We start from the raw sequence: 25757 nt of genomic DNA, 5'->3' as shown, positions 1-25757 counted from the left end.
AGTTGTCTAAGATTTAATACTAACACCAAAGTTTTCACCAAGTAATGTACCTTTACTATCATAGGCTTGAATACCTTTTAGGGTAGAGACGATTTGATAGGTCTCAGGAGACAGAACATACTGTTCAGAAGCTGGTTGCTTTTCTTTCAGATAAAACATTCCTACTGGAATATTGGTAAAGGTAGCAAGAGATTGTTCATCTACAGTGACTGTTTGAATCACTTCTTTTTCCTCAGTTTCTAGAGTGAAAATAGCGCCTTTTCCATTACCTATAAAAGCAAATTCATAGCCAATTTTCTCTTTCAAAGTGGCTTCTTCATTCACTTTTTTTAGTGAAAACTGATTGAAGTGAAGCCTATTTAAAAGTGGTGCAGATTCATCTTCTGAGTTTTCTTTAGCTGCATAAATGTCGATCACTTTTTCTGATTCGTGGTCTGCTGCTGTAAACTCGAATTCATGATGGCTAGTATCAATATCATGATTTTCACCAGCATCTAATTCTTGGACATAATATTTTCCTTCCATTAATTGTTGAGTAGGGAACGTAAGCCCACCATCTTTTACTGTGCCAAATCCTAGTAGAGAATCAGCGGGCAGTATTGTTTTATCCGTCATTGTAAACTCTTGATTGGTGAACAGACCGAATATTTTGCCATTGGCTTGGATCTCTTCGATAACGGGTTTATTTTCTTTCCATTCTTTAATTTGTTCTTCGTTTTTATGGAGAGTAATCTTGAGTTGTTGGAAATCATTTTTTGCTTCAATAGATTGAGATACAAGTTCAACGTTTTGCCCTTCATAGGTGAATTCAAAAGGGAGAGGCGTTGTATTCATCAAGTAACCAGCAGGTGCAGCTGTTTCAATGGCTTCATATTTTCCTAGATATAGTTTTGGCATATTCATTAGTTCACCATTTTTATCCGTTTGAACAGTGGCAACTATACTTCCTTTTTTCGCATGAACATAATTGCCTACTTTAATATCCTCACGAGCTTTAATTGTAAAGGTGACATCCGCCAGAGGAACGTAATCGAAAGTGATTTCATGTAGCTTTCCGTAGTCTGAATCTTTTGCTGTAATACTAGAAGCTTTTTGTCCTGTTTTCTTTAGGTGAAGCAATCCTTGTTGGGCTTTATTTCTAAATACCACTTCAATTGTTTTATTGGGTTCAATCGTAATTTCTTTAGATTCGCCTTTATTTACAAAGCCATTGTTGGCAGTTACTTCGGTGATTTTTATTTTTGTGCCAGCTTTTAAGTTATTCATTTGAGCTAAACCATTAGGATCAGTGACAATTTCTTTGGATTGTCCGTTAAACTCAAATTTCATTTTTGTATTGGGTACAGGCTGTCCAGTATCCTCATCTACTTTTTTCAATTTGACATTACCGTTTAAATTGACTTTGATATTTAGCTGAAAGGAACCGGCATTAGATAATTTGAAAGTAGCTACTTTTTGTTCATTGGGTTTGTTGAAAACAAAACTTGTACCTACATCATTGGCATTTGCAATATTATACTGTAATTTTCCTGTTTCTTTCGATGAACTGGTTGCGGTTAGCTTCAATTGGTTTCCGGATTTATTTAGTTGTAGATTAGCAGAATTGCTAGCTAGATTGCCATACTTACTTAAAACACCGTTTGTATCATTAAGTGTGATTGTATCGCCAACATTTAAAGTGATCGTCTGATTATTGAATGAAGGTTTTGTATTGTGTGCATTCACTTTTGCTAGAATTTCATTTTTCCGATTTTGATAGTTGGGAAGGGTAGTAGACAGTAGCTGATCGCCAAATGACTCCCAAATCATATTTTGAGTGATTCCATAGTTTTCACTTGTAGGATTCGTTTTATAGCCATAATAGGCAATCAGAGACAAGCGGTCTTTTTCAGCAATAGTGAGTTCAGATGGATCAAAACCAGAACCGCCGTTTAAAATGGTACCATGTTCAATACAAAAGGCAGGCTCACCCTCTGCTTTAATCATGTGAACACCATCATCTGTCCAATGAAGACCAGCAGGATTCGCTAAATACCAAGTAGAAACATAATCAGCAATTCTTGTGTAATTGACGGTAGCAGCAAGAGCAGTGATAGGAGTTACAAAAAAACTAGCCATGATTACTATCAATGCGAGATAGCTGGCTAGTTTGTGCTTTTTATATTTAGTTGTCATTGTTTCTTTTCCTCCTTGAGTTTATTTGTTTTTTTTAGGTTAAGAGAGGGACTTCTGATTAGTGGGGACAAGGGTTTTGGTTCAGTTCCTTTTTGCTAAAAGCATTATTCAAATGGTATAGAACATGATAGAATTAACTTATTAAGAAAAACTAGATTATTTTGGGAGGGAATTTATGAGACTAGAAAATTTTGAGCCATTATTTATTGCGATGAATCAAGTAGGTGAGAAAAAACAGAGATTTACAATAGAGTATAATGGAGTTAGAGCACATGTTTTATTTTTAGCTGATGTTGAACCCTTTCTTTTGATTTTTGGTATTCAAGGAACTAATGAGTATTTTGAGTTGGAAATGAATCAGGATTTTGAAGTTAATTCTTTTTTCGCTAAAGAACTGTATCGGAAATTGATAGAGATTTTCAATATTCAGTATGATCCGGATCATAAATTTACACCCAATGACTTCTTAAGTTTTGGATTTGAGTCAATATCTTGGACACATTTTAGTAGAGACGGTTATGTCATTTTTTCTTTTGCCAAATCTTCAAACTCCTGAGGGGTTAGATAGTGAATCGAACTATGAAGTCGATTCCGGTTATAAAATCCCTCAATATAGCTAAATAGTGCACGATTTGCTTCTTCAAAATTTGAGTAGCTAGTCGTGTAAACTTCTTCCTTTTTCAATGAGGCGTGGAAAGATTCGATTCCTGCGTTATCATAAGGTGTTCCCTTTCTACTATAGGAATGCCTTATTTTGTTGGTTTCAAGCCATTTTTCTACTTCTGTTGCTGTATATTGACTGCCCAAGTCAGTGTGTAGAATCATTCCTTCCGGAATGTGATACTTTAGTTTTGCTTTATTCAACGTTTGAATGACACAATCCACCGTCATTCTTTTTGAAAATGTATAACTAATAATTTTTTTCGTGTGTAGATCCATGATGGAAGACAAGTAACACCAGCCATTTTTCTTAGTAGGAATGTATGTAATGTCAGCCGCCCATTTCTCACAAATAGTTTTAGTAGAAAAGTCCTGATTTAATATGTTCTCTTTTGAAATAATCGCTTTATTTAACCTTTGAGGTCTAAATTTTTTTACTACAATCGATCTTAAATTTAATTGCTTCATTAGCTTTTGGACATGTTTAAGAGATACTGAAATGCCATCTTTTAATAAAACTTGATGAATTTTAGTGGCACCATAGCGCTGTTTATTCGTAAAAAAAACTGTCGAAATAGTCTCTTTCAACGTATTATTTCTGATTTCTGTAGCTGTCAATGGCTTGTTTTTATAAAAATAGTAGACACTTCTAGGGATTTCTAATAACCGACATAACAAAGAAACAGTGTAGTCCTTACACCATTTTTCAATAAACTGAATAAGCGAATTTAGGTTTTCCGAGAGAATATGGCTGCGGCTTTTTTTAAGATTTCAAGTTCCTCTTTCAAACGAGCATTTTCTTTTTTTAGTTCAGCCACTTCTTTTCCAGTCAGTCCTGTGGACTGATTAGGCAAATATAAATTCTTCCATTTGTAAATCGTCGCTTCAGATAAGCCATATTCTTTCGCCAACCCTCGAACGGAACGTCCAGTTTGATTCAGTTCAACAATCATCTGTTTAAAATTTTCTTCATATCGGGTCATAAAAAATCATCCTCTCGTAGCTAAGTTTAATTTATTTTTGTCTCTACGAAAAGTTGTCTAAGATTTAATACTAACACCATTTTGTTAATAACAATGTACCTGAGTTTAGAAATACAGAAAGAGTAAAAAATAGTGATATTCTTCGATATAAACGAGACGTAGAGGAAGCAGACAAAGTATATTTCTGTGGTTGGATTTATCATACTACCAAAAGTAATGCTCAACCTCCAAATCTTGAAAAAACACGACTTTTAATGGGTGAAGCAGCTTATAAAAGATGTTGTGAAAGAAATATTAGTTCTAAATGGACCGATTTAATAGAAAGAAGAACTGATCCAGATTTGGAAAATTTTTTAGCTTAAGAAGTTAGAAAGTAATTGTTCAAAGTTGATTTACTATTTGAGCTTTTTGAATTTATTATCAGTTAGTTTAGCAAGTGATAATTTTACTTTGTTAGGTGGTGCATAGATGGAAAAAATACAGGTTGACTATGAGGAAATGTATGATAAATCAAACAAGATTGAATTTTTGAAAAAACTATTTGAGCAATACAAAAAGGATATGTATTCTTTTAATAGTTTGGCAGAGGAAATCTCTTTTCTCTATAATTTAGGTTTATTTTTTTCAGAGTATTTTGAAGAAGATATTAATTTTAAGCAAGAGGAGTATATTCAATATATATTCAGAAACGCAAGTGATTATTATTATTCAATATACTGTTATTTACAAGGAATAAAGATTTTTGAAAATAATCTAGATATTTTGGGATACGATGAATCATTCATTGATGAAATAATGAAAAGATGCTATGTGAATTTAGGAAATGAGCTGAGTAATCATTTTAGAACGATTGATGCTCTACACTATTTTAATAAAGCACTCCTACTTGATTCTACGTTTTCAATGGCTAGAGGTAATCGAGCATTTTGCTTAGAAAAGCACTCACCATTTATTGATTTTAATAAACAAGATAAGATATTTAATTATATACATGATGAATACTTTGCTATTGATATTACTGAAATAGAGAATGGTGAGGAGCTTTTCTTAACAAGGATGTTACGATACAATACTTTAAAAAAATCTTATTTGGCTAGTCTTGCTCGAGGAGAAGACCCCCATTACAGCCCTTCAAATTTACTAACATGGATTGACTATAATGAAGAAAGTTATGAGAACTGGTGTGTAAAAAATGTCTTATATTTAAATTTTTTAAATGACTACTGGGGTTTTGAGGAAGCAAAGTTTGATATAAAAACTAATGAATTTTGTACAGACAGAAAGATACCTGACGCATCTAAAGTGATGCTTAATAATATGTTAAATAATTTTGTTGGTTTAAGGGAAGATTTATATGAAAACTTTACTAATGGAAAAGAAGATTATTATAAATTAGCAAATATTTTCTGTTTATTATTTTCATTTTTCGATAAGGTGTCATTTTTCTTATATAAGCATTTTCAACTAATCCCACCAAGCAATAATGAGCGAAGAGTGAACATGAACAGTATTTGGAATTGCAGTGATTCTGAGGGATATAAATTACTAGATTATAAGAATACCTTCCTTTTCAATCTTTACTGGATGAGAAAAGAATATAGAGATGAAAATGATTTGGAATTAAGAAATTATTTGTTACCAGATGCTCAAGAACTATCAGATTATCGTAATTTTTTAGAACATAAAGCATATTCTTTTGTTAGAGATTCTGAGTTATACTATATTGATCCTCAATTATTAGAGTCAAGAACATTAAGATTGATGCAACTGGTTAGAAATATGATTCTTTCAATAATTGGTCTATTAGACGTTGAAAGTAGACTAACTGACCAAGAAACTGGTAAAAGAGATATAAATATAACGGTTTTAGATCATCAATTATTTTAAACTATTTTTGTTCTAATCCACAGTTAAACTAGATATAAAAAAATAATTGAAATTTAAATAGAAAGAAGTACACAGTAATTATGAATGAAATCTTAAATTCCAATAGATTGATATCATACTATTAGATTATTTTACTATTTAAAATTAACTTTTCAGTAATTTTTTAACAGAAGAAGTCATTTAATTATTTAATAAGTTTTCATTCATAATTACCTTTATCTTATCAGTAGTAATTTTCATGTTCGTTATCTTAAATTTTCGCTTGATTATCACAAGATATTTCTCTTCTCAATTATTATAGGGGGAGTCTTAAGAGACATAAAATTGTGTAAACTTCATTTATTAATGAGGCGTCATGCAAGTGTGAGAAGAGAGTGTAAAACTTTTTTTATGATTGAGTAGATTTGTTTTAATAGAAAAGAGACTGATATGGGCCGTCGTATTTAGAGATGCTTTTTACAATTGTTAAATCATCTAAATCTAACTTTTTTAGTATAAGAACATCTAAAATGCATTGTAATTTCAAAGTTACGTAATATAAATCTCTTGCATTGGTAATAGCTAATTCATATTTACTTAATGAATCTCCGTGTGTTAGATAGTTTCTTGTATCGGCTATAGATCTACAGAAATTATTAATTGTTTTGCTTCTTTTTCTGAGCCAAATAATTTTATTAGTAGTTCTTCGGGAAGTAACTTTATACAATTTGTTATTTTCCAACGGAGAGCTCTTTCTCCTACAAAATTTATTTTATTTTCAAAAAATTGATAATCAGATTGGTTAATGATATTTTGATCTAGTTTTAGCTCCAAAATATCAAATAATTCATTTTTAATTTCTTCATAATTAGTTGGTAACTCAGGATTTGTATTTAAATATTGTCTTGCAAATACTTCTAAGTTTTTGGATGTATCTATAAATGTATCAGAGTCGAACCCGTTCTTAAAAGACTGATTTGCTCGAGTATTCAAAATAACTTGTAAAGAATCATATTCTTTCTCAAACTTATGAAAAATTGTTTCAATTGATTCATGAATATTTTCGTAATCTAAAACCGTTTTTTTCGAGTTCGCTATTCTTTGTACAAAAAAACAGAAATCTCTTGTGAATCTGTAAATATTTTTAAGAGCTTATTATTTAGTCTTTGTCCCCAAAATATTGAATAAAAATTATTGATTTTAAGTAAACTATCCTTTAAATTATCAAAAGAAAATACGCTGTTGTTTAAAATTTTTATTTCAAAATGTTTTTTAGAGAGATTTCTAATTTTGTAAATCCATCAATATGCCTACGTGTTACTACAGCTTTTTTGAAAAATTCCATGGTATCATTCTCTATTAGATATGAGTTTTCAATTGATTTTAGACTTTCCTGAGAATAGTTTACAGATTCAGATTTTTCTGCTGTATTCATAAATATTTCAATGGGAGAACTTTTGTCCCAACTTTCATATGAGTCAAAAGAAAAAGCAAATTTTGTGACATTTAAATCATCAATTAACGAAATTGGTTTGGATGAAATAAATAAGGAGTTTACTTGATATTCAGACATTCCAATACCAGGCATATTATTAGTTTGTTTAGTAATGAAGCAACTATCTAAATATACATATTTGCCATTTTCAGAAAAACCGCAGATTACACTATCATCGACTGAATTTTTATGATCATGGAAGTCTACAAAATTACCCATTAATTTTAATGAAATTATACTATGAGTAAAGGTTAAAGTTCCGTAAATTCCATTATCTAAATCTGATTCAGGTAAGTACCATAAACCTCTCATTTCAAAATCTTCTAGCATCGTTACTTTGCTGTCATATTTCTTCATTTTGTATAAGCTCCTTGTTTATATGATAAGCTTAGTATACTGCTTTTGTTATCTAACGGCTACTGACATAATATTTTTTGTGGTATATTATTAGTCAATAGATGGTATTATTTTTTCAGATAAGTCAGATAAACTTCTTGAATCAGAAATTCAATAATATACAAGGTTAAGATTGAATATTAATAGCCATCTTTATTTTCTAAGTAGTTAAAAATAGAAGATGTTGGCAAGAATAAAAAATAAATTTTAGCCAAGGAAAGAGAGTGTAGTACTTATGGAAAAAATGTTAAATTCTAATGGGATGATCTTGATAAATAGTTATATGTTCTTCACTCCAGAGGAGAGAACAGAATTAAAACAAAATTTTGAAGAAAACAATATAGAACTCTTTTTCTTAGAGGAGCGTGGTATTAAAAATTCTATATTTGACGGAATTGAGATCATATTAAACAACAACTTATTCAATATGTTAGTTGGAGGGGTATTAATGCCCGCAGCCTACGATGTTCTAAAAAATAGCTTAGTTATTATAGTAAAAAAAATTAGGAATAGTAATGTTAAACTTTTACGTGCCAATAAAGATCCGGAGCCCGTAAACGCTGTTATTAAGGTTAAAACTGATGCAGGAGAAATCATTGCATCTATTGATCAAGAGCTTTCTTCAGAAGAAGTTGAAAAATATATAGACGCTCTAATTATGGCGCATAAAATTGCTAACAATACTCCTGATAATAAAAATCAATATTTTATTGTAGACAAAGCTTCTGATGGTGCTCTGGAAGTTTTACTTCTATCAGAGTACTTAAAAAGACACAATAAACTTTAAAATTGTATCACTCCTAAGTGTTAGAAATAAAAAGTGAAGTTCGTTTTTTTATAAATAGTATCAGTAATTTTAGTATTCGTTCCAGCTCGCAATTTTCTTACTAAAATTATCCAAAATATCCATATTTTTCTAGTTGAAACAGTTTGAAACTAACTCAAAACTAACTACAATTGATAAAAATTAACGGGATACAACAGTATTTACTAGAAAAACGAAATGCTGTTATATCAACGTTTAGAATCCGTTAGAGACTTTAGGAAAAGCTAACCTTTTGCTGGAAGGGTCTGTGGGGTAATACTGAAATGCTTGCTCGAAACGTTGATATTACAGCGTTTCGAGCTTTTTTATTTGACTCTTTTTTACTTTGGGTACTCTTTTGGCTACGTTGAGGATTATTCTCCCATAAATTTAGCAAATCTGTCGCCAGTTTCTTTGATCAATTGAGGGGTAACATGAGCATAGATATTCATGGTTGTTTTGATATCTTTATGGCCTAATCTTTCCTGTACCTCTTTTGTCGAAGCGCCACTTTCAAACAATAGACTACAGTGTGTATGCCGAAAACCATGTGGAGTAAATTTGAAGTTTCATCGATATCTTTTGTTAAATCCAGTCTAGCCAATCGATTACGACTTGCGGATAATAAATTTGATATAGAATCAGCAATTGAATCTTTCAATTCCTTTGAACATGAAATTAAAAATTACAATAATTATTTGATTACGATTTTATATAATAGTCAGGATACGGTTAATTCTAAAGCAATTAACCAATTTTTAACTTATCATAAACTAAGTTAAGGAGAATGAAAGGGAAAATCTACCCTTTTCACGGGGGATGGGTACTTTTCTACACACATATAGTTTCTATCACCTAGTTTTTTCTTAATGGTATAATAATGATATCAACATACTTACGCTTGAAAACAGTGAAAGTTTAAATGAATAGAGCTGTAAAGTAATTTCTAACGTACATAAAATTTACTAAGGGAAGGAAAGGTATGATGGCTGAAGCAAAATTTGAAGCAGCTTTGATTAATAAGCTAGAGGATTTAGGCTGGAAGTATCGGAAAGATTTGTCAGGTTGTAAACTCGAAAAGCTGGTAGATAATTGGCGAAAAGTTCTTAATGAGTTGAACGCACCTAAACTAAGTGGGAAACCTTTATCAGATATTGAATTTGGTTTAATAATGCAACGCGTACGAGAAGTTAGGACACCTTATGATGCACAACTTTTATTAGTTGGTGCGGGAGGAGTGGGTTCGATTCCAATCACGCGTGATGATGGTTCTAGTCTTGAAGTAGAGGTTTTTTATGAAGATGATGTGGCTGGTGGGCGTTCAAGATATGAGGTAGTTAGTCAAATTTCTTTTACAAATTTATCAGACAGCCTAGCAAGTAAACGAATCATAGATGTTGCATTATTGATAAACGGTATTCCTGTTGCGCATGTGGAAGAAAAAGATGAGCACTTACAAAATCAATGGAATGCGTTTGAACAGCTTAAAGGATATGAAGCCGATGGTCTTTACCGAGGACTTTTCGTATTTGTACAAGTTCAATTTATTCTGAGCCAGCATTCTGCCCACTATTTCGCCCGACCAAGCTCAATTGAACATTACAATAAAACATATGTTTTTGGCTGGCGTGATGAAAGAAATAAAGACATTACCGATGCATTTGAATTTGCCCAACAAGTCATGGGTATTCCCACTCTTCACCGTCTAGTAACCGTGAATATGATTCCGGATATATCTAACAAAAACTTAATGGTTATGAGAAGTTATCAAATTCAAGCAACACGGGAAATCATTCAGCGAGTTAGAGAAATGGAAAATGATGGTGTTATTAAAAAAGAGGGAGGCTATATCTGGCATACAACGGGATCGGGAAAAACCGTTACTTCTTTTAAAGTAGCACAGTTATTGGCCTCATCCCCCAAAATTCGGAATGTACTCTTCATTGTTGATCGAGTGGACTTAGTTGATCAGACATTAGAAAATTTTAAAAACTATGCGTACATCCATATTCGAGAACGCATAAAGAAAGTCAACGGACATGAACTACGAAAAGAATTAAGAAGCAAAGGAACATCAAAAATTCTACTGATTTCTGTGCAAGGATTAGCCAAAGCTGTAAAAAATGGACTGAAAAATGATGACTGGAACGTCATTATCATGGACGAAGCTCATCGTAGTGCGAGTGGAGATTCCGTAAAACTTATTAAGGATGCTTTCAAAAATACAACTTGGTTTGGATTTACTGGTACACCTAACTTCTATAGTGATGAGATTAACGATGTTAAAACAACTCGTGATATTTCGACACATGATATCTTTGGGAAAAGATTGCATACATATACCATTAAGGATGCGATAGGTGATGGGAATGTGCTCGGCTTTGATGTCACGTATTTCAAACCGCATTGGGTAGTGGAACACTCTTCAAATGAATTTTCTGAAGATGAATATGAAAAGGCAGTCTATCAAAGTGATGTCTATCGGCAGCAGGTAGTAGAGGATATATTGACGAATTGGAAAAAGACTTCTGGTGGGGCATTATTTGCCGGGCAACGTAAAGAGAATGAATTTCAGGCGATGTTAGCAGTTTCAGGCAAGCAAGCTGTTGTTCACTATTACAACATTTTTAAAGATAAGGCGCCTCATCTCAATATTGCGATGACTTTTTCACGGGACGAGTCCAATGAACATGGGACAAAAGAACTGAATGAGTCACTGAAGAAAGCAATAAGAGAGTATGTAGAAAAGTTCAATATGCCCAGTATATTAGATGCCAAAGATCCGGCAAGGGCGTATATGCTGGATATCACCAAACGATTAGCACGTAAACAGCCCTATAATCAAGGGAAAGAAGAAGAGCGTCTTGATTTGGTGATTGTTTCAGATCAATTACTGACGGGATTTGACTCCAAGTATGTGAATATGATCTATATGGACAAAATGCTTAAGGAAGGTATGCTAATTCAGGCGATGTCTCGCACAAACCGAGTTTACGATATTAATAGTAAGCCCTATGGAAAAGTACGTTTTTACCGCCAAGGGGACGAGATGCGAGATTATGTCGAAAATGCTCTGCGAATTTATACTAAAGGCGGAAATGATACGCTACAAGAGGCAGAAGCTGAAACAAAAGACTTGAAATCAAAAGAGTTGGAGGATGACAATATTCTGGCAAAACCACAAAGTTTGCAGATTATTGATTTAGAAGAACCAGTAGCAAGATTAAAAGAGCTTGCTGAACCGGACTTTAGTCAAATTCCACGAGGACACCTTAACTTGATAGAGTTTGTTACGCTGGGGTTGAAGACGCAGAATAAAATTCAACAGCTTGTACAACAAGGTTATGAGCTAGGTAGCGAATTGAATGTGATGGATCAGAATAATGAGTTTACTGGTGAAAAGGTACGGTTAGATATTTCCAGTAGCGAAGAGTTCGGTGCTTTGCAAGCAAGAATAAATGATGCTCGAGAAAAACTTCCTCCCGAAGATCGCCCTGATTTGACAGAAATAAAAATCGGAATCGAATTCTATCACCATGAAATCATTGATTATGACATGTTAGTGGAGCTCTTAAATGCCTTTATTGATGAGAAAAGTGACAAAAATAAAGAAGCAATTGATAAGCATATTCTTCCAATGAATGAGGAGAATAGAAAAGAGATCAACGAAATTGTTGAGGATATTGAATCTGGTGAAATTAAGCAACATTTTACAACCGAATCTTTACAAGAAACACGCAAGCGCTATCGCTCTGAGCGCCGTGAATTAGAAATTCGTCGGTGGGCAGCTGATAGAAATGTAAACGGCAATATGATAATGGAGGCTTACGATCTTTATTTACCCGGGCATACGCTAATTGACAATCCATCTTTAGCAGATTTGGTGCATAAAGTTGAAGAGAAGGAAGATATAGGCTTTTTTGAAGCATCGGATTTTGAAGAATCTTTAATGGAGTTTTTCAACTCATTATAAATAGAAAAGGTAGGAGAAATAAATGGCTCTTTCAAATGAACAAAAGACAAAAATGTGGGCGATGTTGAACCAGACGCGTGGTCAAATAGGGTTAACAGCGTATAAAGATTATATATTTGGCATTTTATTTTATAAATATCTTTCCGAAAAGGCAATGCGATGGCTAGAAAGTACACTACGTAGAAACGAAACCTGGGAAAGTATCTACGCGCAAGATTCTGTTAAATCATTGTCCTATATGGGGAAAAATCTAGGCTATGCTATCCAACCAGGAGATTTTTTTGTAGATTGGAAAAAAGCAATTGATGAGGATCAGTTTAGTATTGGGATGATGTCTGAAACATTTGGTCATTTTAATCAGCAGATTGCACCGGATGCTAAACGTGATTTTGAAGGTATTTTTGATGGAATGCGCTTTGATAGCGCCGATCTTGGAGCTAACGCGCAAGCCAGAGCCAGTGTGATGATTTCAATGATTGATTTGCTTTCCACCCCTGAATTTGACTTATCAGCTAGTGATGATACCGTTTCTGATATTTACGAATATTTAGTTGCTCAATTTGCAACAGTTTTAGCTTCGGATATGGGACAATATTATACACCTCAAGAGATTTCTGCCGTTATGGCGCAAATTTTAACCCATGGTAGAGAAGATAAAGAGCGTTTTTCTATCTACGATCCGACAGTTGGATCAGGTTCCCTCTTACTGACAACGGCAAGTTATATGAAAAATTCAGATAAACGAGGCATGATCAAATACTATGGACAAGAAAAAGATGCCACACCATTTCGTTTAGCACGCATGAATTTAATGATGCATGGTGTAGAGTATAACGATATTTTTATTAATCATGCGGACACGCTCAAAAGCGACTGGCCAGATGGGATTGTTGATGGGAAAGACAGTCCTCGTTTATTTGATGCCGTTATGGCGAATCCGCCTTATTCTGCACATTGGAATAGTAAAGATCGTGAAGATGATCCTCGTTGGCGTGAATATGGGGTAGCGCCAAAAACGAAAGCAGATTATGCCTTTCTCTTGCATTGTTTGTATCACTTGGAAGATGACGGCAAGATGGCTATTGTGCTACCACATGGGGTTTTATTCAGAGGAGCAGCAGAAGGCCGTATTCGGAAAGCATTACTTGAAAAGCATCAAATCGAAACGATTATCGGGTTTCCAGATAAGATGTTTTTAAATACATCAATTCCGGTCTGCGTATTGATTTTAAGTAAAAACCGAGTAGAGTCAGATGTGCTGTTTGTCGATGCAAGTGAGCGATATGAAAAATTAAAAAAACAAAATCGACTACGTCCAGAAGATATTACAAATATTGTTGAAGCTGTGGTAGAGCGAAAAGAAATTGAAAAATTCTCTCACGTAGCAACACTAGAAGAGATAAAAGAAAATGACTATAACCTAAATATTCCTCGTTATGTCGATACTTTCGAAGAGGAGGAACCAATTGATATGATTGAACTAAGTAATGAATTGGTTTCCCTAAATTCAGAAATAAAAAAAACAGAGCAAGAGTTTCTTTCAATGCTAGATGAACTTGCAGAAACTCCAGAAACAAAAGCAATAATCGAAGCAACAAAGGCGGTATTTAAATGAGTGAAGACAATAAAAAAGTACCTGTACTGCGGTTTAGAGGATTTAAAGACGATTGGGAACAGCGTAAGTTGGGGGAAGTTGGTTCTGTTGTGATGAATCGTCGGATATTCAAGGAACAAACTAGTGACTCTGGAGATGTTCCTTTTTACAAAATTGGAACTTTCGGAGGAAGTCCAGATTCTTTTATTTCAAGAGAATTATTTGAGGAATATAAAAACAAGTATCCTTATCCCAAAGTTGGAGACATCTTAATTTCTGCGTCAGGAAGTATTGGAAGGACAGTTGTATACCAAGGGAAAGATGAGTATTTTCAAGACAGCAACATAGTTTGGCTTGAACATGACGAGCAGGTTGATAACTCTTTTTTAGAGCAGTTTTATTCTGTTGTTAAATGGAAAGGTCTTGAAGGAAGTACAATTAAAAGGCTTTATAATAAGAATATTCTTGATACGGATATTTCATTACCTGCTATTGATGAACAACAAAAAATTGGCGTTTTTTTCAAACACTTAGATAATACCATCACCCTTCATCAGCGTAAGTTGGATCTTTTAAAGCAGATGAAGAAAGGCTTTCTACAAAGAATGTTTCCAAAAAGTGATGAGAAAGTTCCCGAGCTACGGTTTGATGATTTTATTAGTGAGTGGAAACAGCGTAAGTTGGGCACTTTAGCAAACTTCTCAAAAGGTAATGGATATAAAAAAAATGATTTAATTGAAAGAGGTTCTCCAATTATTCTCTATGGGCGTCTTTACACAAAATATGAAACTATAATTAATCGTGTAGATACATTTGTTGAAAAGAAAGATAAGTCTGTTGTTAGTGAAGGCAACGAAGTTATTGTTCCTGCATCAGGGGAAAAGTCAGAAGATATTTCTCGAGCAGCGGTTGTTGGTAAGTCAGGGATTATCTTAGGTGGGGATTTAAACATAATCAAACCTAACAAAAAAATTGACTCAACTTTTTTAGCTTTGACGATTTCTAATGGAACTCAACAAAAAGAAATGTCTAAAAGAGCACAAGGAAAATCTGTTGTTCATCTGCACAATTCTGATTTGAAACAAGTAAACCTACTTTATCCACAAAAAGAAGAACAACAAAAAATCGGTAGCTTTTTTAAGCAGTTAGACGATATCATCATCCTTCGTCAAGAAAAACTGGATAAACTAGTTACCTTAAAAAAATCTTATCTACAAAAATTGTTTATATAAATCAAATCCCCATCTAGCAAAGAGAAACTAGGTGGGGATTTCCTATTACATCAACATAGATAGATGGCGAATAATTTTATCGTTGTCTTGATTCTCCAATTCTTGAATAATATGAAGATATGTTTCTTGGGTAGTTGTCATACTAGAATGTCCCAATCGATTTGCTACACTGGCAATAGAAACTCCTGCAAATAAAAGCAAGGAGGCATGAGTGTGTCTCAAACTGTGTACAGTAATAATTGGAATATCAGCTTGAAGACATAGAGTTTTCAATCGATTATTAATCGTAGAGTTGAACACTCTATTCTTTATGAAAATGGGTTTATCTTGCTCCTTTGACTTAATGAGCTGTGAAAACTGCATGGCTAATTGCCAATCAATTTGAATTTTTCGATTAGAGGACTCATTTTTGGTGGGCTGAAAAGATCCATTGGCTTTCTTGTAATCCCAAGTTTTACTTATAACGATTTTCTGTATGGAGAAATCAAAATCTGCAGGTGTCAGTGCTAAAGCTTCGGAAAAGCGAAGGCCTGTTTTTATAACCAATAATATAAACCAATCCCAGTTAATATCATTTGATAAGTCCAACTCTCTTAATAAACGCTGTACTTCAAATTGGTTCAAAAATTTTGCCTTTTTTGCCCGAGGCACCTTACCTTTAATAACAACTTTTCGAGTAGGATTTTGTTGTAGCAATCCTTCGTCCACCGCATCAAATATAGAGCCCTTTAAATGATGGTGAAAGTCCATGGTTGTTTGTTTTTCATGGGTAAGAGCGTAGTCATTTAATATTTGTTGATAACTATATCGATCAAGTTCACGTAATTTTAAATCAGGAACTAGCTCTCTTAGTTTTTGTTCAGTCATGCGGTACTTCTGCAGAGTCACTTCTCTCACTGCTCCAACTTTATAAAGACTCACCCACTCCTTAAAATAGTTGTGGAATAACTGTTCATTTCTTTTTTTCGTTTTCATAAAAGACCTCCAAAAAATAATTGATGATTAAATCATCCTTTCAATTATCTTTGTTATCTTTATGAGAGTAAATGTTTTATTAAATCAACATGTTTTGTAGATAGCTTTTCTTTAGTAGTTTTAGTTTGTTTAGCTTTTCTTGATGAAGGGTGATGGTTTGGTCGAGCTGTTGGAAGAAGTCACCGATTTTTTGTTGTTCGGATTTACTGGGTACAGAAATGTTGACTTTATTTATAGTAGTTTTTGAAAGACTAGGAACACCCGTCGATTCGTCTTTAGATTTCCAATCTATATTTTGAAAGATAGCGTAAATAAAATTCAAATCAATTTCTTGGTTTGGAAGTGTATAAAACAAAGTATCTACGGTCCAAAATGGGGCTTTTAAAATATATGGCTTATCTATTGTTCCTTTTCTTCCAATCCCAACAGCATCTTCATCATAAGACAGAGCCTCATCAACACTAAGCATGTAGCCCCCGGTTCCATAAACAGGAATAACACCTGAATTTAGATGTTTATAGTCTCTACCAGACTTAACATCTGTCACTTCTCCCAACTTCCGCTGTTCCCACTCATCAATAAAGTCAGCAAATCGCAGTTCAGGGACTTTCCCATCATCTTTTGGAAACATCTTTTGCAGAAAGCCTTTCTTCATCTGCTTTAGAAGATCTAGCTTACGCTGATGAAGGGTGATGGTGGTGTCTAGTTGTTTGAATAAGGTACCGATCTTTTGTTGTTCTTCAAAGCATGGAAGTTCAAGAGCCAGATTTTCAACTGCTGAATAGTTCACATAAATTTGTGTTCCACCTTGAACAATCCGTTTTACCTTTTCTCTAAATGGTCCATTAAGTATTGTGTACGCAAATTCAGAATCAAAGTTTTCTTTTGGCGAAATAATCTCAGTGCGTTGGTTGATTATATATTGGTTATCTTGTTCTATCAGCAATGAACGCCCTATAATAGTTCCATTAGCAGTTTTATCATTTAGCACCATAGTAAGCTCTCCATTGTGAACAACTCGACCATCTGTAACTTCATTTGATACTGCACGAATATTTTGGTCAACATACTTACTATCTAATCCATAGCTACCGATTGAAATAACTTTGTACCTACCATCTTCTTTGAAGTATTTTTCGATAGCCGTTCCTCCCCGATGGTTTGCTACTTCTGATAACTTACGCTGTTCCCAATCTTTAACCAGCTATTTTCAATTTTTTACCTAAACCTCTTCTGTGCTATCATTTAGATAACAAGTGAAAAGAATTATCGGAAAAGAAGGTATAGGAATGGTTTTATATCGATTAAAAAATCAAGAACTAGTTGCAGTCAAAGAAGTTATGTTCAGCAATGAAAAGGAGCTTCAATGTTTGATTGAGTCCAATTTAGAGGTGCTGTTCAATTTAAAATTCGTGGCAACTGAATTTGTTGTGGACAATTTTCGTCTTGATACAGTTGCGTTTGACGAGGAGACGAATAGTTTTGTGATCATTGAATACAAAATGGGAAAAAAATTTAGCGTGGTTGATCAAGGCTATGCTTATCTCAACAGTCTTTTGGCGCATAAAGGGGATTTTACCTTAAGTTATAATGAACATTATCCTGCAAATTTGAAGCGGGTAAAAGATATTGATTGGTCTCAAACAAAAATTTTGTTTATAGCACGAGACTACACCAATTATCAGTATGGTGCGTTTAATAACCCTGACTTACCAATTGATTTACTCGTGGCAAAAAAATATGAGAATGGTTTGTTTGATGTTGAATTCCTTAAAAAAACTAACTTTGGACAGATAAGAAGTATTGAGACTAATGAATTGAATTCAGTTAGTAAGAAAGGCTTATCAAAAGAAATAATGATTTACACGGAAGAAAAAAATCGTCAAATTGGTAATCTAGACATTCAAAATTTGTATGATGATTTAAGGGAAATTATTCTTGGGTGGGATGGAAATATTCAAATTAAACCCGTGAAACTCTATAATTCCTTTAAATTAAAGCGCAATATTGTGGATATCCATATACAGAAGAATGCGTTGAAACTTTGGATCAATTTAAAAGCGGGTGAGCTAAATGACCCGGAAAATATGGCACGAGATGTGAGTCAAACAGGCCATTGGGGAAATGGGGACTACGAAATTATTCTAAAGGACAATCAGAATATTGAGTATATCGCGAGCTTAATTAAGCAAGCTTGGAAACATTATCGTTGATACAATTGTAATTTAGAGAAAATATCACTAGTGTTGTACGAAATATATAATGTTTCATACAACACTAGTGAATTATAATGATGATCTTTTATATAATGATATGGGGGAAGGAATTGATGAATATGGTCATTATTGGCAAATTAAGATAGCAAGTAAAGAATGGCGAGCTCAAGGTGGAACTGGAACTTTAGCTCAAGTCCGTGTTTATGAAAATGGCGATATTCGCGATGCTTTGGAGTTAACTGAAATGTATTAAGTAAAAATTTTGGAATGCTTATAATTTTTGAGTATGAAATGAGTTTGCTTATAATAATAAAATCTTTCAGTCGTATCTTTTTATAAGACTGCTTCTTGTTGCTATAATCAAGAAGTGGTCTTTTTTTGTGTAAATTTTTAAATACATAATGGAGGTATTTACTTGGGTAAAGTCGTGTTTTATGGTGCGATTAGTTTGGATGGCTATTTAGCAGACAGTAATGATAATTTGCAATGGTTGTTTGATACGGATTTAGCTGGTGTTTCGACTTATGAAAGTTTTGCAGAAAAAGTTGCGACGGTCGTTATGGGACGTGTTACGTACGATGAAGTATTGAAATTACTGCAAGAAGAATCCTTGTATCCAAATAAACAGAAGATCGTTTTTTCCCGCACGCGAACAGATGAAATTCATGAGGGGTATTTTACCAGTGAAGATCCTGTCAAAGTGATTGGTGATTTGAAAAATCAAGTCAAGGACTATATTTGGATTGTTGGTGGCGGCAATTTATTAACTCAATTAATGAAAGCTGATCTATTGGACGAATACTGGATACAAATTGCGCCAGTGTTACTAGGCAGTGGTAAACGGTTATTTCCAACAGGCAATTATCAACAACGGCTAACGTTTGTTGCGACAACGCAAATGGGTGAATTGGTGGAATTACATTATCGTAAAAAAATGACGTAAGGAAGGTTTTATGTTGAAGAAATGGCGTTGGTGGCAAAAAACGCTGCTGGGAATTTTTGTTGCCTTTATTTTAGTAATAGCAGGTGGTGTTTTCTATCTAAAAGTGAACACCTACACCCCCACAAGTGCTGCAAGTACAATTAAGCCGGTAAAAGTTACAAAAGATTACGAATTATTTACTAGTCAACAGGCAGATAAAACAAAAGAAAAGACAAATCTTATCTTTTATCCGGGGGCTTTGGTCAATCCGGCGAGTTATCGCATTTGGGCCCAAGAAATAGCTGCGGCAGGTTATCGGGTTTATATTTTGAAGTTACCTTTGAATTTAGCTGTAATGGCCCCAAATAAAGCAGATGCTGTGATGAATCCACATGAAAGAAATATTTTAGTCGGTCATTCATTAGGTGGGGTGATGGCGAGTCGTTATGCACATAACCAGCCCAAAGATATTGCGGGTATGATTTTTTTAGCTAGTTATCCTGATGAGAAAGGGTCACTTGTAAAGAACAATATACCGGTTTTATCAATTACAGCTAGTAAAGATCAGGTATTAAATCATAAACAGTATCAAAAAGCCAAAAACTATTTACCAAAGACGGCTACTTATGAAATCATTAAAGGTGGCAATCATGCTGGCTTTGGCAGTTACGGAGCACAAAAAGGTGATGGACAAGCAACAATCTCCAATGATGAACAACAAAGGAAAATTGGTCAGATTATTATTCATTGGTTGCAAGAAATAAAATAGGAAAAATTCTCAAGGATTAAGTCGTAGTAGCAAACCTAAAGATGATAAGTTGGTGTAGTTTTTAAGTTTTGAAAGTTAGGACGACTTTTTATGTGAGGATTTTTTTAAGACAATCAAAATTAAAAGTACTAAAGTTTAATCTTCAGCTTTGAAAAAACGGCGAGATGGCTTGGCAAATTTAAAAAACAAAATTTTGATAACCTTAACGTCAACGATTAAAAAACGTGAAAACAAATTGGTATATTTTTTTGCAAGAAATATAATCAATTGTTATTGTCTTGATAAAATTGAAACCGTTATTTCAAATTGATATATGAAGAAAGTATGAAATTTTTTTGTTTGAAAATAGTAAAATGCTGACTTTATTTCAAAAGATAATATACGTTTTGCGTTTAAACGCTGACAAATCAATATTTTTAACTTTTTAAATAACAATTTTTGTTTGAAGGTTTTTATGAAAATAATTATGCAAAATGCTTGCAATTGCCAAAAATGAGCGTATAATGACACATTGTCACATGACATAGCGTCATTTATTTAAAGTGAAAATTTTTAAAGTAAGGAGGAGAGATCATGCCAAAGGAAACCTTTTTTCATCTGACAAGAGAAAAGCAGCAACGAATTATGAAAGCTGCGAAAAAAGAGTTTTCCAGAGCACCTTTAGTGGATGCGTCAATTGCGCAAATTATTAAAGATGCCGGGATTCCCCGGGAAGTTTTTATCAATATTTTGAAGATAAAGAAGATTTATATTTCTATTATTTTCAAAGTATGCGGCGCAATACCCAACATGAGTTGAATAATGCCATGAGAGAGGCAAAAGGACAACTTTTTGACGGTTTTGAAATTTACTTTATCAAAATGGTGAAAGAAGTTTTGCAAGGTGAGAATGCAGCCTTTTATAAGAACTTGTTTATGAATATGGACTATCGTTCTTTCCATAAAGTTTCACCCCATTTTGATAAACGAAATCATCCCCATGTGGCTTTTCATTCTGAAGAGGCACGCCAAGAACATAAAGAAACCATGCAGGAATTTTACAATATGATTGATCTGACGACTTTAAAAGTTGCAAACGAAGATGAGTTGAAAATTTTAGTCAAAATGTTGATGCACATGGTATTTTCGTCTGTTGCAGAAGGGTATCGCCAGTTAGTTGGAAAAGACGATTTTGATATGGAAGAAGTTTTAAAGGATTTTACTTTAAAGCTCAATTGGCTAAAAAGTGGTGCTACAAAACCTAAAGATGAAAAATTAAGTAGATAAGGAAGGTTGCAGACGTGAAATTATTTAAATATCTGGGAAAATATTGGTATGCAATCCTAGCAGCACTGGTACTTTTAGGAATCCAAGCGCATAGTGATTTGACATTACCAAGTATTACGTCAGACATCGTCGACGTAGGTATTCAACAAGGAGGACTAGAAACTGCGACACCAGAAACAATTCGCAAGTCCACGCTATCAGCTATCGAGTTATTTATGACGGATGCTGAAAAAGATACGATTAAAGAAAATTATAAAGCCACTACAAAAACAGTAGATGGTAAAAAAGTTGATGTTTACAATCTTGATTTAAAAGATGGTATGACAAAAGAAAAATTGGCCAAGATTTTTGAATTGCCAATGATGATGCTGGCTTCTTCTCAAGCCAAAGATTCAAAAGACGGGAATGCTGCCAAAGAAATTTTAACGACCTATCAAAAATTAGGCACAGACGGCAAAAAAGCCCAAGCACTTGGTAACGAAGCTAAAACATTGGGACAACAAGCCCAACAAGCCGCAGCCCAAGCGCAACAAGCTGCAGCAGGTGGTGATATAGCAACCGCCCAAGAAAAAGGTGCCGAGGCCCAAAAACTTGGGGATGAAGCCAAAGCCAAAGGTGCCCAGGCCCAAGAACTTGGAAACGAGTTGAAAAAAACCAATGATGCGATGCCAGCAAAATTAGCAGCTGCAAGAAAAGAAACCAAAGACGAGCTTGGCGATATGGGAAGTGATTCCATGAAAACAGTTGGAGTCCAATTGACATTAGCCGAGTATAAAGCCTTGAATAAAGATACTAAGCAAATTCAAACTGATTATATGGTGAAAAAGGGTACGCAAATGATTATTTTAACGTTAATCTCTGCTGCCGCTGCAATTTTAGTTGGTTTAATTGCTTCCTTGGTTTCTTCTTCTGTTGGTAAAAATTTGCGGGTGGGACAATTCAATCAAATTTTACAATTTTCAAATGCTGAAATGGAAAAATTCTCACCAGCTTCCTTAATCACACGCAGTACAAATGATATTCAACAAATCCAAATGGGTTTGGTTATGACAATTCGGATGGTACTGTACGCACCGATATTAGGTTTAGGTGGGATTTACGAAGTATATAAAACAGGTACTGGTATGGGCTGGATTATTGGTGTTGCCGTTGGTTTAGTCTTGATTTTAGTTTTGACTTTACTTGGTTTTACAATGCCAAAATTCAAGAGCTTGCAAAAACTGGTCGACCGGGTGAACTTAGTTTCCCGTGAAATCATTACTGGTTTACCAGTTATTCGGGCCTTCTCCCGTGAAAAATACGAAGAAAAACGTTTTGATGGTGCCAATACAGACCTAATGAAAACGCAAATGTTTGTTAACCGGGCGATGTCTATTATGATGCCAATTATGATGTTGTTGATGAATGGTATTTCTGTTTTAATCGTTTGGGTTGGCGGTCACAATATGGATGCCGGACAATTACAAGTTGGGGATATGATGGCCTTTATTACGTATACAATGCAAATCGTAATGGCCTTTATGATGCTTTCGATGGTTTCAATTATTTTACCACGTGCTAACGTATCTGCTGGTCGCGTTGACGAAGTCTTAGAAACAAAACCAACAATTACTAATCCTGAACAACCTCAAGATGATCACGACTTTAATGGGGAAGTAAAATTCGAAGGTGTAACATTCCGTTACCCAGATGCAGATGAAGATGTATTGCATCATTTGAATTTCACTGCTAAACCTGGGCAAACAACAGCTTTAATCGGTTCCACGGGTTCTGGTAAGTCAACGGTTGTCAACTTGATTCCCCGTTTGTTTGATGTTTCGACTGGTCGCATTACCATTGATGGCGTAGACATTCGCCAAATGAGTTTGCATAAATTACATGATTTAATCGGGTTTGTACCGCAAAAAGGAATTTTATTCTCTGGCGATATTAAATCTAATATTAAATTTGGTGACGTGGAAGGTATTACAGACGAACAAATGAAAAAAGCCGCGATGATTGCCCAAGCAGAAGAATTCATCGACTCCAATGATGACGGTTATGATCGTGCCATCTCACAAGGTGGGACAAACGTTTCTGGTGGTCAAAAACAACGCTTGTCCATTGCACGTGCGTTAGCAAAAGATCCGAAAATTTTGATTTTTGACGATTCACTTTCTGCTTTGGATAATAAAACGGATGTTGCACTGCGACGCGCATTAGCAGAAAATGTTAAAGATATTACCCAAATTATTGTGGCACAAAAAATTTCTACTATTTTGCATGCTGACAATATTATCGTTTTAAATGAAGGTCGGATTGTGGCGCAAGGTACACATGATGAATTGATGGAAACATCTGCTGTTTATCAAGAAATTGCTTCATCACAATTGAGTAATGCTGAATTAGGTTTGGAAGCAGAATAGGAGGCGAAGAAAATGGCAGAAAGTAAACAACAACGTCCGCGGGGCGGACATGGACCAATGGGCGGCGGTATGGCCGGTGGCGAAAAAGCCAAAGACTTCAAAGGTACTATCAAAAAATTAGTCTCCTATATGGCAAATTATAAGATTGCTGTCTTGTTCGTCATGATATTCGCGGCAGCATCAACTGTTTTCAATATTTGGGGACCAAAAATCTTATCTAAAGCCATTACAGAACTTTTTAATGGCTTAATTAAAAAATATCAAGGTACCGGCGGCATCAACTTTGATAAAATCGGTCAAATTTTACTCTTCATGTTAGGTTTGTACTTAGTAGCTGCACTATTTGGTGTGATGCAAGGTTGGATTATGTCCACGGTCACGCAAAAAGTTACCTATCGTATGCGTAAAGAAATTTCTGAGAAAATCAACCGGATGCCAATGAATTACTTTGAAAGCCGGACAACTGGTGAAGTTTTATCCCGTATCACAAATGATGTGGATACGCTGGGACAATCTTTAAACCAATCGGTTACGCAGTTGATTACGTCAACTTTTACTATTATTGGTGTAATCATCATGATGTTATCGATCTCTGTTAAAATGACTGGTATCTCTATTTTGATCGTACCCATTTCGTTACTCCTAATTATGGTTGTCGTAAAATACTCACAAAAATATTTTGCTACGCAACAAAAATATTTAGGTAAAATTAATGGTCAAGTAGAAGAAACTGTCGGTGGTTACAATATTGTTCATCTATTTAACGATGAAGAAAATGCGTTGAATGAATTCAAAGAACAAAATGACATTCTTTTTAAATCTGCTTGGAAATCACAATTTCTTTCAGGTTTGATGCAACCGATTATGAACTTTGTTGGTAACTTAGGTTATGTTGCAGTCGCGATTATCGGGGGTATCTTGGCGTATAACGGTACAATTACCGTTGGGGATATTCAAGCGTTTATCCAATACGTTCGTAACTTGACACAACCTATTGCCCAATTGGCACAAGTTTCGAATATGCTGCAATCTATGGCAGCCGCAGCTGAACGTGTTTTTGAATTCTTAGGTGAAGAAGAAGAAGCACAAACAGTCGAAAATCCAGTGAAGATCGGTAAAGTTAAAGGTGAAGTGGACTTTGAACATGTACACTTTGGTTACACACCAGATAAAATCATCATTAACGATTTCAGCAGTCATGTTGATCCTGGGCAAACTGTTGCCATCGTTGGACCAACTGGTGCTGGTAAAACAACAATGGTCAAATTGTTGATGCGTTTTTACGATGTAAACTCAGGCGCCATTAAAATTGATGGGCATGATATTCGCGATTTCAATCGTGCCGACTTACGGGAAAATATCGGGATGGTCCTACAAGATACGTGGTTGTTTAAAGGAACCATTATGGACAACTTACGTTATGGGAACTTAGATGCAACAGATGAAGAAGTTTACGCAGCAGCAAAAGCAGCCCATGTTCATCACTTTATTGAAACATTGCCTGGTGGCTACAACATGGAGTTAAACGAAGAATCTTCTAACATCTCCCAAGGACAAAAACAATTGTTAACCATTGCCCGAGCAATCTTAGCCGATAAACCAATTTTGATTTTAGATGAAGCGACATCTTCTGTTGATACACGGACAGAAGTCTTAATTCAAAATGCTATGAACAATTTAATGGCCGGACGAACTTCCTTTGTTATCGCCCACCGCTTATCGACAATTAAAGATGCCGATAAAATTCTTTACATGCAAGATGGGGATATCAAAGAACAAGGTACCCACGAAGAATTATTAGCTAAAGGTGGCTACTACGCACAACTTTACAATTCTCAATTTGAAGAGTTGGCAGGCTAGATTAAAATTTATTTAGAAATACAATGACGCCCCACACTTAACTTAATTGTTTAAGTGTGGGACGTTTTTTTATGACAAGGATCGTTTAAATCAATTTTTCTAAAATGATTTATAAAACACGAAACAAAATTTAGCGTTAGTATAGTTAATCAGGAAAGTGATGACT

Annotated in this window: 20 protein-coding genes and 2 pseudogenes; 14 read left to right on the top strand and 8 right to left on the bottom strand. The window is 34.5% G+C overall.

From position 1 onward, the window contains the following. Nucleotides 1-6 precede the first annotated feature (6 nt). Nucleotides 7-2175 carry a SpaA isopeptide-forming pilin-related protein gene (locus tag P3T75_RS10595; RefSeq protein WP_282461560.1) on the bottom strand — a complete coding sequence of 723 codons (2169 nt, stop codon included), beginning with the start codon at nucleotides 2173-2175 and terminating at the stop codon, nucleotides 7-9. A 175-nt stretch (nucleotides 2176-2350) separates the two neighbouring features. On the opposite strand from P3T75_RS10595, the gene P3T75_RS10590 reads away from it, so the two are divergent. Beyond that, nucleotides 2351-2731: a DUF6037 family protein gene (locus tag P3T75_RS10590; protein ID WP_282461559.1), complete on the top strand. Its 381-nt coding sequence runs from the start codon at nucleotides 2351-2353 to the stop codon at nucleotides 2729-2731. Here the strand turns inward: P3T75_RS10590 and P3T75_RS10585 are convergent. Then, nucleotides 2692-3818 (bottom strand): IS3 family transposase gene (locus P3T75_RS10585; protein WP_113624675.1). Its coding sequence is split into 2 segments (ribosomal slippage): nucleotides 2692-3590 and nucleotides 3590-3818, totalling 1128 coding nucleotides; the frame shifts between segments, so codons are not numbered across the junction. The two genes, P3T75_RS10590 and P3T75_RS10585, sit on opposite strands and share 40 nt — an antisense overlap. Before the next feature lie 137 nt (nucleotides 3819-3955). Here P3T75_RS10585 and P3T75_RS10580 point away from each other — a divergent pair. Both P3T75_RS10580 and P3T75_RS10575 read left to right on the top strand, forming a co-directional pair. Next, nucleotides 3956-4180, top strand: a complete 225-nt coding sequence (locus P3T75_RS10580; protein WP_282462601.1) for a DUF6037 family protein — start codon at nucleotides 3956-3958, stop codon at nucleotides 4178-4180. Nucleotides 4181-4286: 106 nt separating this feature from the next. Continuing rightward, nucleotides 4287-5705 carry an LA2681 family HEPN domain-containing protein gene (locus P3T75_RS10575; protein ID WP_085391359.1) on the top strand — a complete coding sequence of 473 codons (1419 nt, stop codon included), beginning with the start codon at nucleotides 4287-4289 and terminating at the stop codon, nucleotides 5703-5705. A gap of 409 nt (nucleotides 5706-6114) precedes the next feature. Here the strand turns inward: P3T75_RS10575 and P3T75_RS13565 are convergent, their stop codons facing one another. From P3T75_RS13565 to P3T75_RS10565, 3 genes are all read right to left on the bottom strand, one after another. Next, complete coding sequence (locus P3T75_RS13565) at nucleotides 6115-6411, bottom strand: HEPN domain-containing protein (RefSeq protein WP_407649845.1); 297 nt, start codon at nucleotides 6409-6411, stop codon at nucleotides 6115-6117. Beyond that, complete coding sequence (locus tag P3T75_RS10570) at nucleotides 6321-6677, bottom strand: hypothetical protein (RefSeq protein WP_282461558.1); 357 nt, start codon at nucleotides 6675-6677, stop codon at nucleotides 6321-6323. Before P3T75_RS10570 ends, P3T75_RS13565 begins: the two co-directional genes overlap by 91 nt. Before the next feature lie 262 nt (nucleotides 6678-6939). Continuing rightward, complete coding sequence (locus P3T75_RS10565; protein ID WP_282461557.1) at nucleotides 6940-7536, bottom strand: ApeA N-terminal domain 1-containing protein; 597 nt, start codon at nucleotides 7534-7536, stop codon at nucleotides 6940-6942. Nucleotides 7537-7810: 274 nt separating this feature from the next. Between P3T75_RS10565 and P3T75_RS10560 the strand changes: the two genes are divergently transcribed. Beyond that, nucleotides 7811-8362 (top strand): hypothetical protein, encoded by a 552-nt coding sequence (locus P3T75_RS10560; protein WP_085389096.1) that lies wholly within the window; start codon nucleotides 7811-7813, stop codon nucleotides 8360-8362. A 392-nt stretch (nucleotides 8363-8754) separates the two neighbouring features. Here P3T75_RS10560 and P3T75_RS10555 read toward each other — a convergent pair. Then, nucleotides 8755-9013, bottom strand: a pseudogene (locus P3T75_RS10555) (tyrosine-type recombinase/integrase); the annotation flags it as partial. Nucleotides 9014-9365: 352 nt separating this feature from the next. Here P3T75_RS10555 and P3T75_RS10550 point away from each other — a divergent pair. Genes P3T75_RS10550 through P3T75_RS10540 form a run of 3 tightly spaced genes read left to right on the top strand, consistent with a single transcriptional unit; the run spans nucleotide 9366 to nucleotide 15179 of the window. Then, a complete protein-coding gene (locus P3T75_RS10550; RefSeq protein WP_282462600.1) occupies nucleotides 9366-12353 on the top strand; it encodes a type I restriction endonuclease subunit R in 2988 nt (995 codons plus the stop codon). A 22-nt stretch (nucleotides 12354-12375) separates the two neighbouring features. Next, on the top strand, nucleotides 12376-13968 hold the full coding sequence (locus tag P3T75_RS10545) for a type I restriction-modification system subunit M (RefSeq protein ID WP_282461556.1): 1593 nt from the start codon (nucleotides 12376-12378) through the stop codon (nucleotides 13966-13968). Continuing rightward, the gene (locus P3T75_RS10540; RefSeq protein ID WP_282461555.1) at nucleotides 13965-15179 is read left to right on the top strand and encodes a restriction endonuclease subunit S; all 1215 of its coding nucleotides are present in this window, start codon (nucleotides 13965-13967) and stop codon (nucleotides 15177-15179) included. The genes P3T75_RS10545 and P3T75_RS10540 overlap by 4 nt, the downstream gene beginning before the upstream one ends. 45 nt (nucleotides 15180-15224) lie before the next feature. Here the strand turns inward: P3T75_RS10540 and P3T75_RS10535 are convergent, their stop codons facing one another. Then, the gene (locus tag P3T75_RS10535; protein ID WP_282461554.1) at nucleotides 15225-16154 is read right to left on the bottom strand and encodes a site-specific integrase; all 930 of its coding nucleotides are present in this window, start codon (nucleotides 16152-16154) and stop codon (nucleotides 15225-15227) included. 79 nt (nucleotides 16155-16233) lie between these two features. Further along, on the bottom strand, nucleotides 16234-17295 hold the full coding sequence (locus P3T75_RS10530) for a restriction endonuclease subunit S (protein ID WP_282462599.1): 1062 nt from the start codon (nucleotides 17293-17295) through the stop codon (nucleotides 16234-16236). Nucleotides 17296-17410: 115 nt separating this feature from the next. On the opposite strand from P3T75_RS10530, the gene P3T75_RS10525 reads away from it, so the two are divergent. The 7 genes and pseudogenes from P3T75_RS10525 to P3T75_RS10495 all read left to right on the top strand — a co-directional run bounded on the left by P3T75_RS10525 (nucleotide 17411) and on the right by P3T75_RS10495 (nucleotide 25591). Then, the gene (locus P3T75_RS10525) at nucleotides 17411-18367 is read left to right on the top strand and encodes a DUF5655 domain-containing protein (protein WP_282461553.1); all 957 of its coding nucleotides are present in this window, start codon (nucleotides 17411-17413) and stop codon (nucleotides 18365-18367) included. Between the two features lie 49 nt (nucleotides 18368-18416). Beyond that, entirely contained in the window at nucleotides 18417-18623 is a 207-nt protein-coding gene (locus P3T75_RS10520; protein WP_282461552.1) for a hypothetical protein, read from the top strand. Between the two features lie 162 nt (nucleotides 18624-18785). After that, a complete protein-coding gene (locus P3T75_RS10515) occupies nucleotides 18786-19313 on the top strand; it encodes a dihydrofolate reductase family protein (RefSeq protein WP_282461551.1) in 528 nt (175 codons plus the stop codon). A gap of 10 nt (nucleotides 19314-19323) precedes the next feature. Beyond that, entirely contained in the window at nucleotides 19324-20061 is a 738-nt protein-coding gene (locus P3T75_RS10510; RefSeq protein WP_282461550.1) for an alpha/beta fold hydrolase, read from the top strand. Between the two features lie 573 nt (nucleotides 20062-20634). Then, a pseudogene (locus P3T75_RS10505) lies at nucleotides 20635-21326 on the top strand (TetR/AcrR family transcriptional regulator). A 14-nt stretch (nucleotides 21327-21340) separates the two neighbouring features. Then, nucleotides 21341-23731 carry an ABC transporter ATP-binding protein gene (locus tag P3T75_RS10500; protein ID WP_282461549.1) on the top strand — a complete coding sequence of 797 codons (2391 nt, stop codon included), beginning with the start codon at nucleotides 21341-21343 and terminating at the stop codon, nucleotides 23729-23731. A 12-nt stretch (nucleotides 23732-23743) separates the two neighbouring features. Continuing rightward, nucleotides 23744-25591 (top strand): ABC transporter ATP-binding protein, encoded by a 1848-nt coding sequence (locus P3T75_RS10495; RefSeq protein ID WP_206902335.1) that lies wholly within the window; start codon nucleotides 23744-23746, stop codon nucleotides 25589-25591. The last annotated feature ends 166 nt before the right edge of the window (nucleotides 25592-25757 follow it).

Source organism: Enterococcus montenegrensis, assembly GCF_029983095.1.
Classification (GTDB): domain Bacteria; phylum Bacillota; class Bacilli; order Lactobacillales; family Enterococcaceae; genus Enterococcus_C; species Enterococcus_C montenegrensis.
The sequence above is the reverse complement of the archived record's forward strand: the minus strand, read 5'-3'. Positions and strand labels throughout refer to the sequence as shown.

Coding starts and splice junctions, on each gene's coding strand:
- P3T75_RS10535 (WP_282461554.1), bottom strand. CDS start 16,154: ATGAAAACGAAAAAAAGAAATGAACAGTTATTCCACAACTATTTTAAG.
- P3T75_RS10590 (WP_282461559.1), top strand. CDS start 2,351: ATGAGACTAGAAAATTTTGAGCCATTATTTATTGCGATGAATCAAGTA.
- P3T75_RS10540 (WP_282461555.1), top strand. CDS start 13,965: ATGAGTGAAGACAATAAAAAAGTACCTGTACTGCGGTTTAGAGGATTT.
- P3T75_RS10545 (WP_282461556.1), top strand. CDS start 12,376: ATGGCTCTTTCAAATGAACAAAAGACAAAAATGTGGGCGATGTTGAAC.
- P3T75_RS10520 (WP_282461552.1), top strand. CDS start 18,417: ATGTTTCATACAACACTAGTGAATTATAATGATGATCTTTTATATAAT.
- P3T75_RS10565 (WP_282461557.1), bottom strand. CDS start 7,536: ATGAAGAAATATGACAGCAAAGTAACGATGCTAGAAGATTTTGAAATG.
- P3T75_RS10510 (WP_282461550.1), top strand. CDS start 19,324: ATGTTGAAGAAATGGCGTTGGTGGCAAAAAACGCTGCTGGGAATTTTT.
- P3T75_RS10550 (WP_282462600.1), top strand. CDS start 9,366: ATGGCTGAAGCAAAATTTGAAGCAGCTTTGATTAATAAGCTAGAGGAT.
- P3T75_RS10575 (WP_085391359.1), top strand. CDS start 4,287: ATGGAAAAAATACAGGTTGACTATGAGGAAATGTATGATAAATCAAAC.
- P3T75_RS10495 (WP_206902335.1), top strand. CDS start 23,744: ATGGCAGAAAGTAAACAACAACGTCCGCGGGGCGGACATGGACCAATG.
- P3T75_RS10560 (WP_085389096.1), top strand. CDS start 7,811: ATGGAAAAAATGTTAAATTCTAATGGGATGATCTTGATAAATAGTTAT.
- P3T75_RS10595 (WP_282461560.1), bottom strand. CDS start 2,175: ATGACAACTAAATATAAAAAGCACAAACTAGCCAGCTATCTCGCATTG.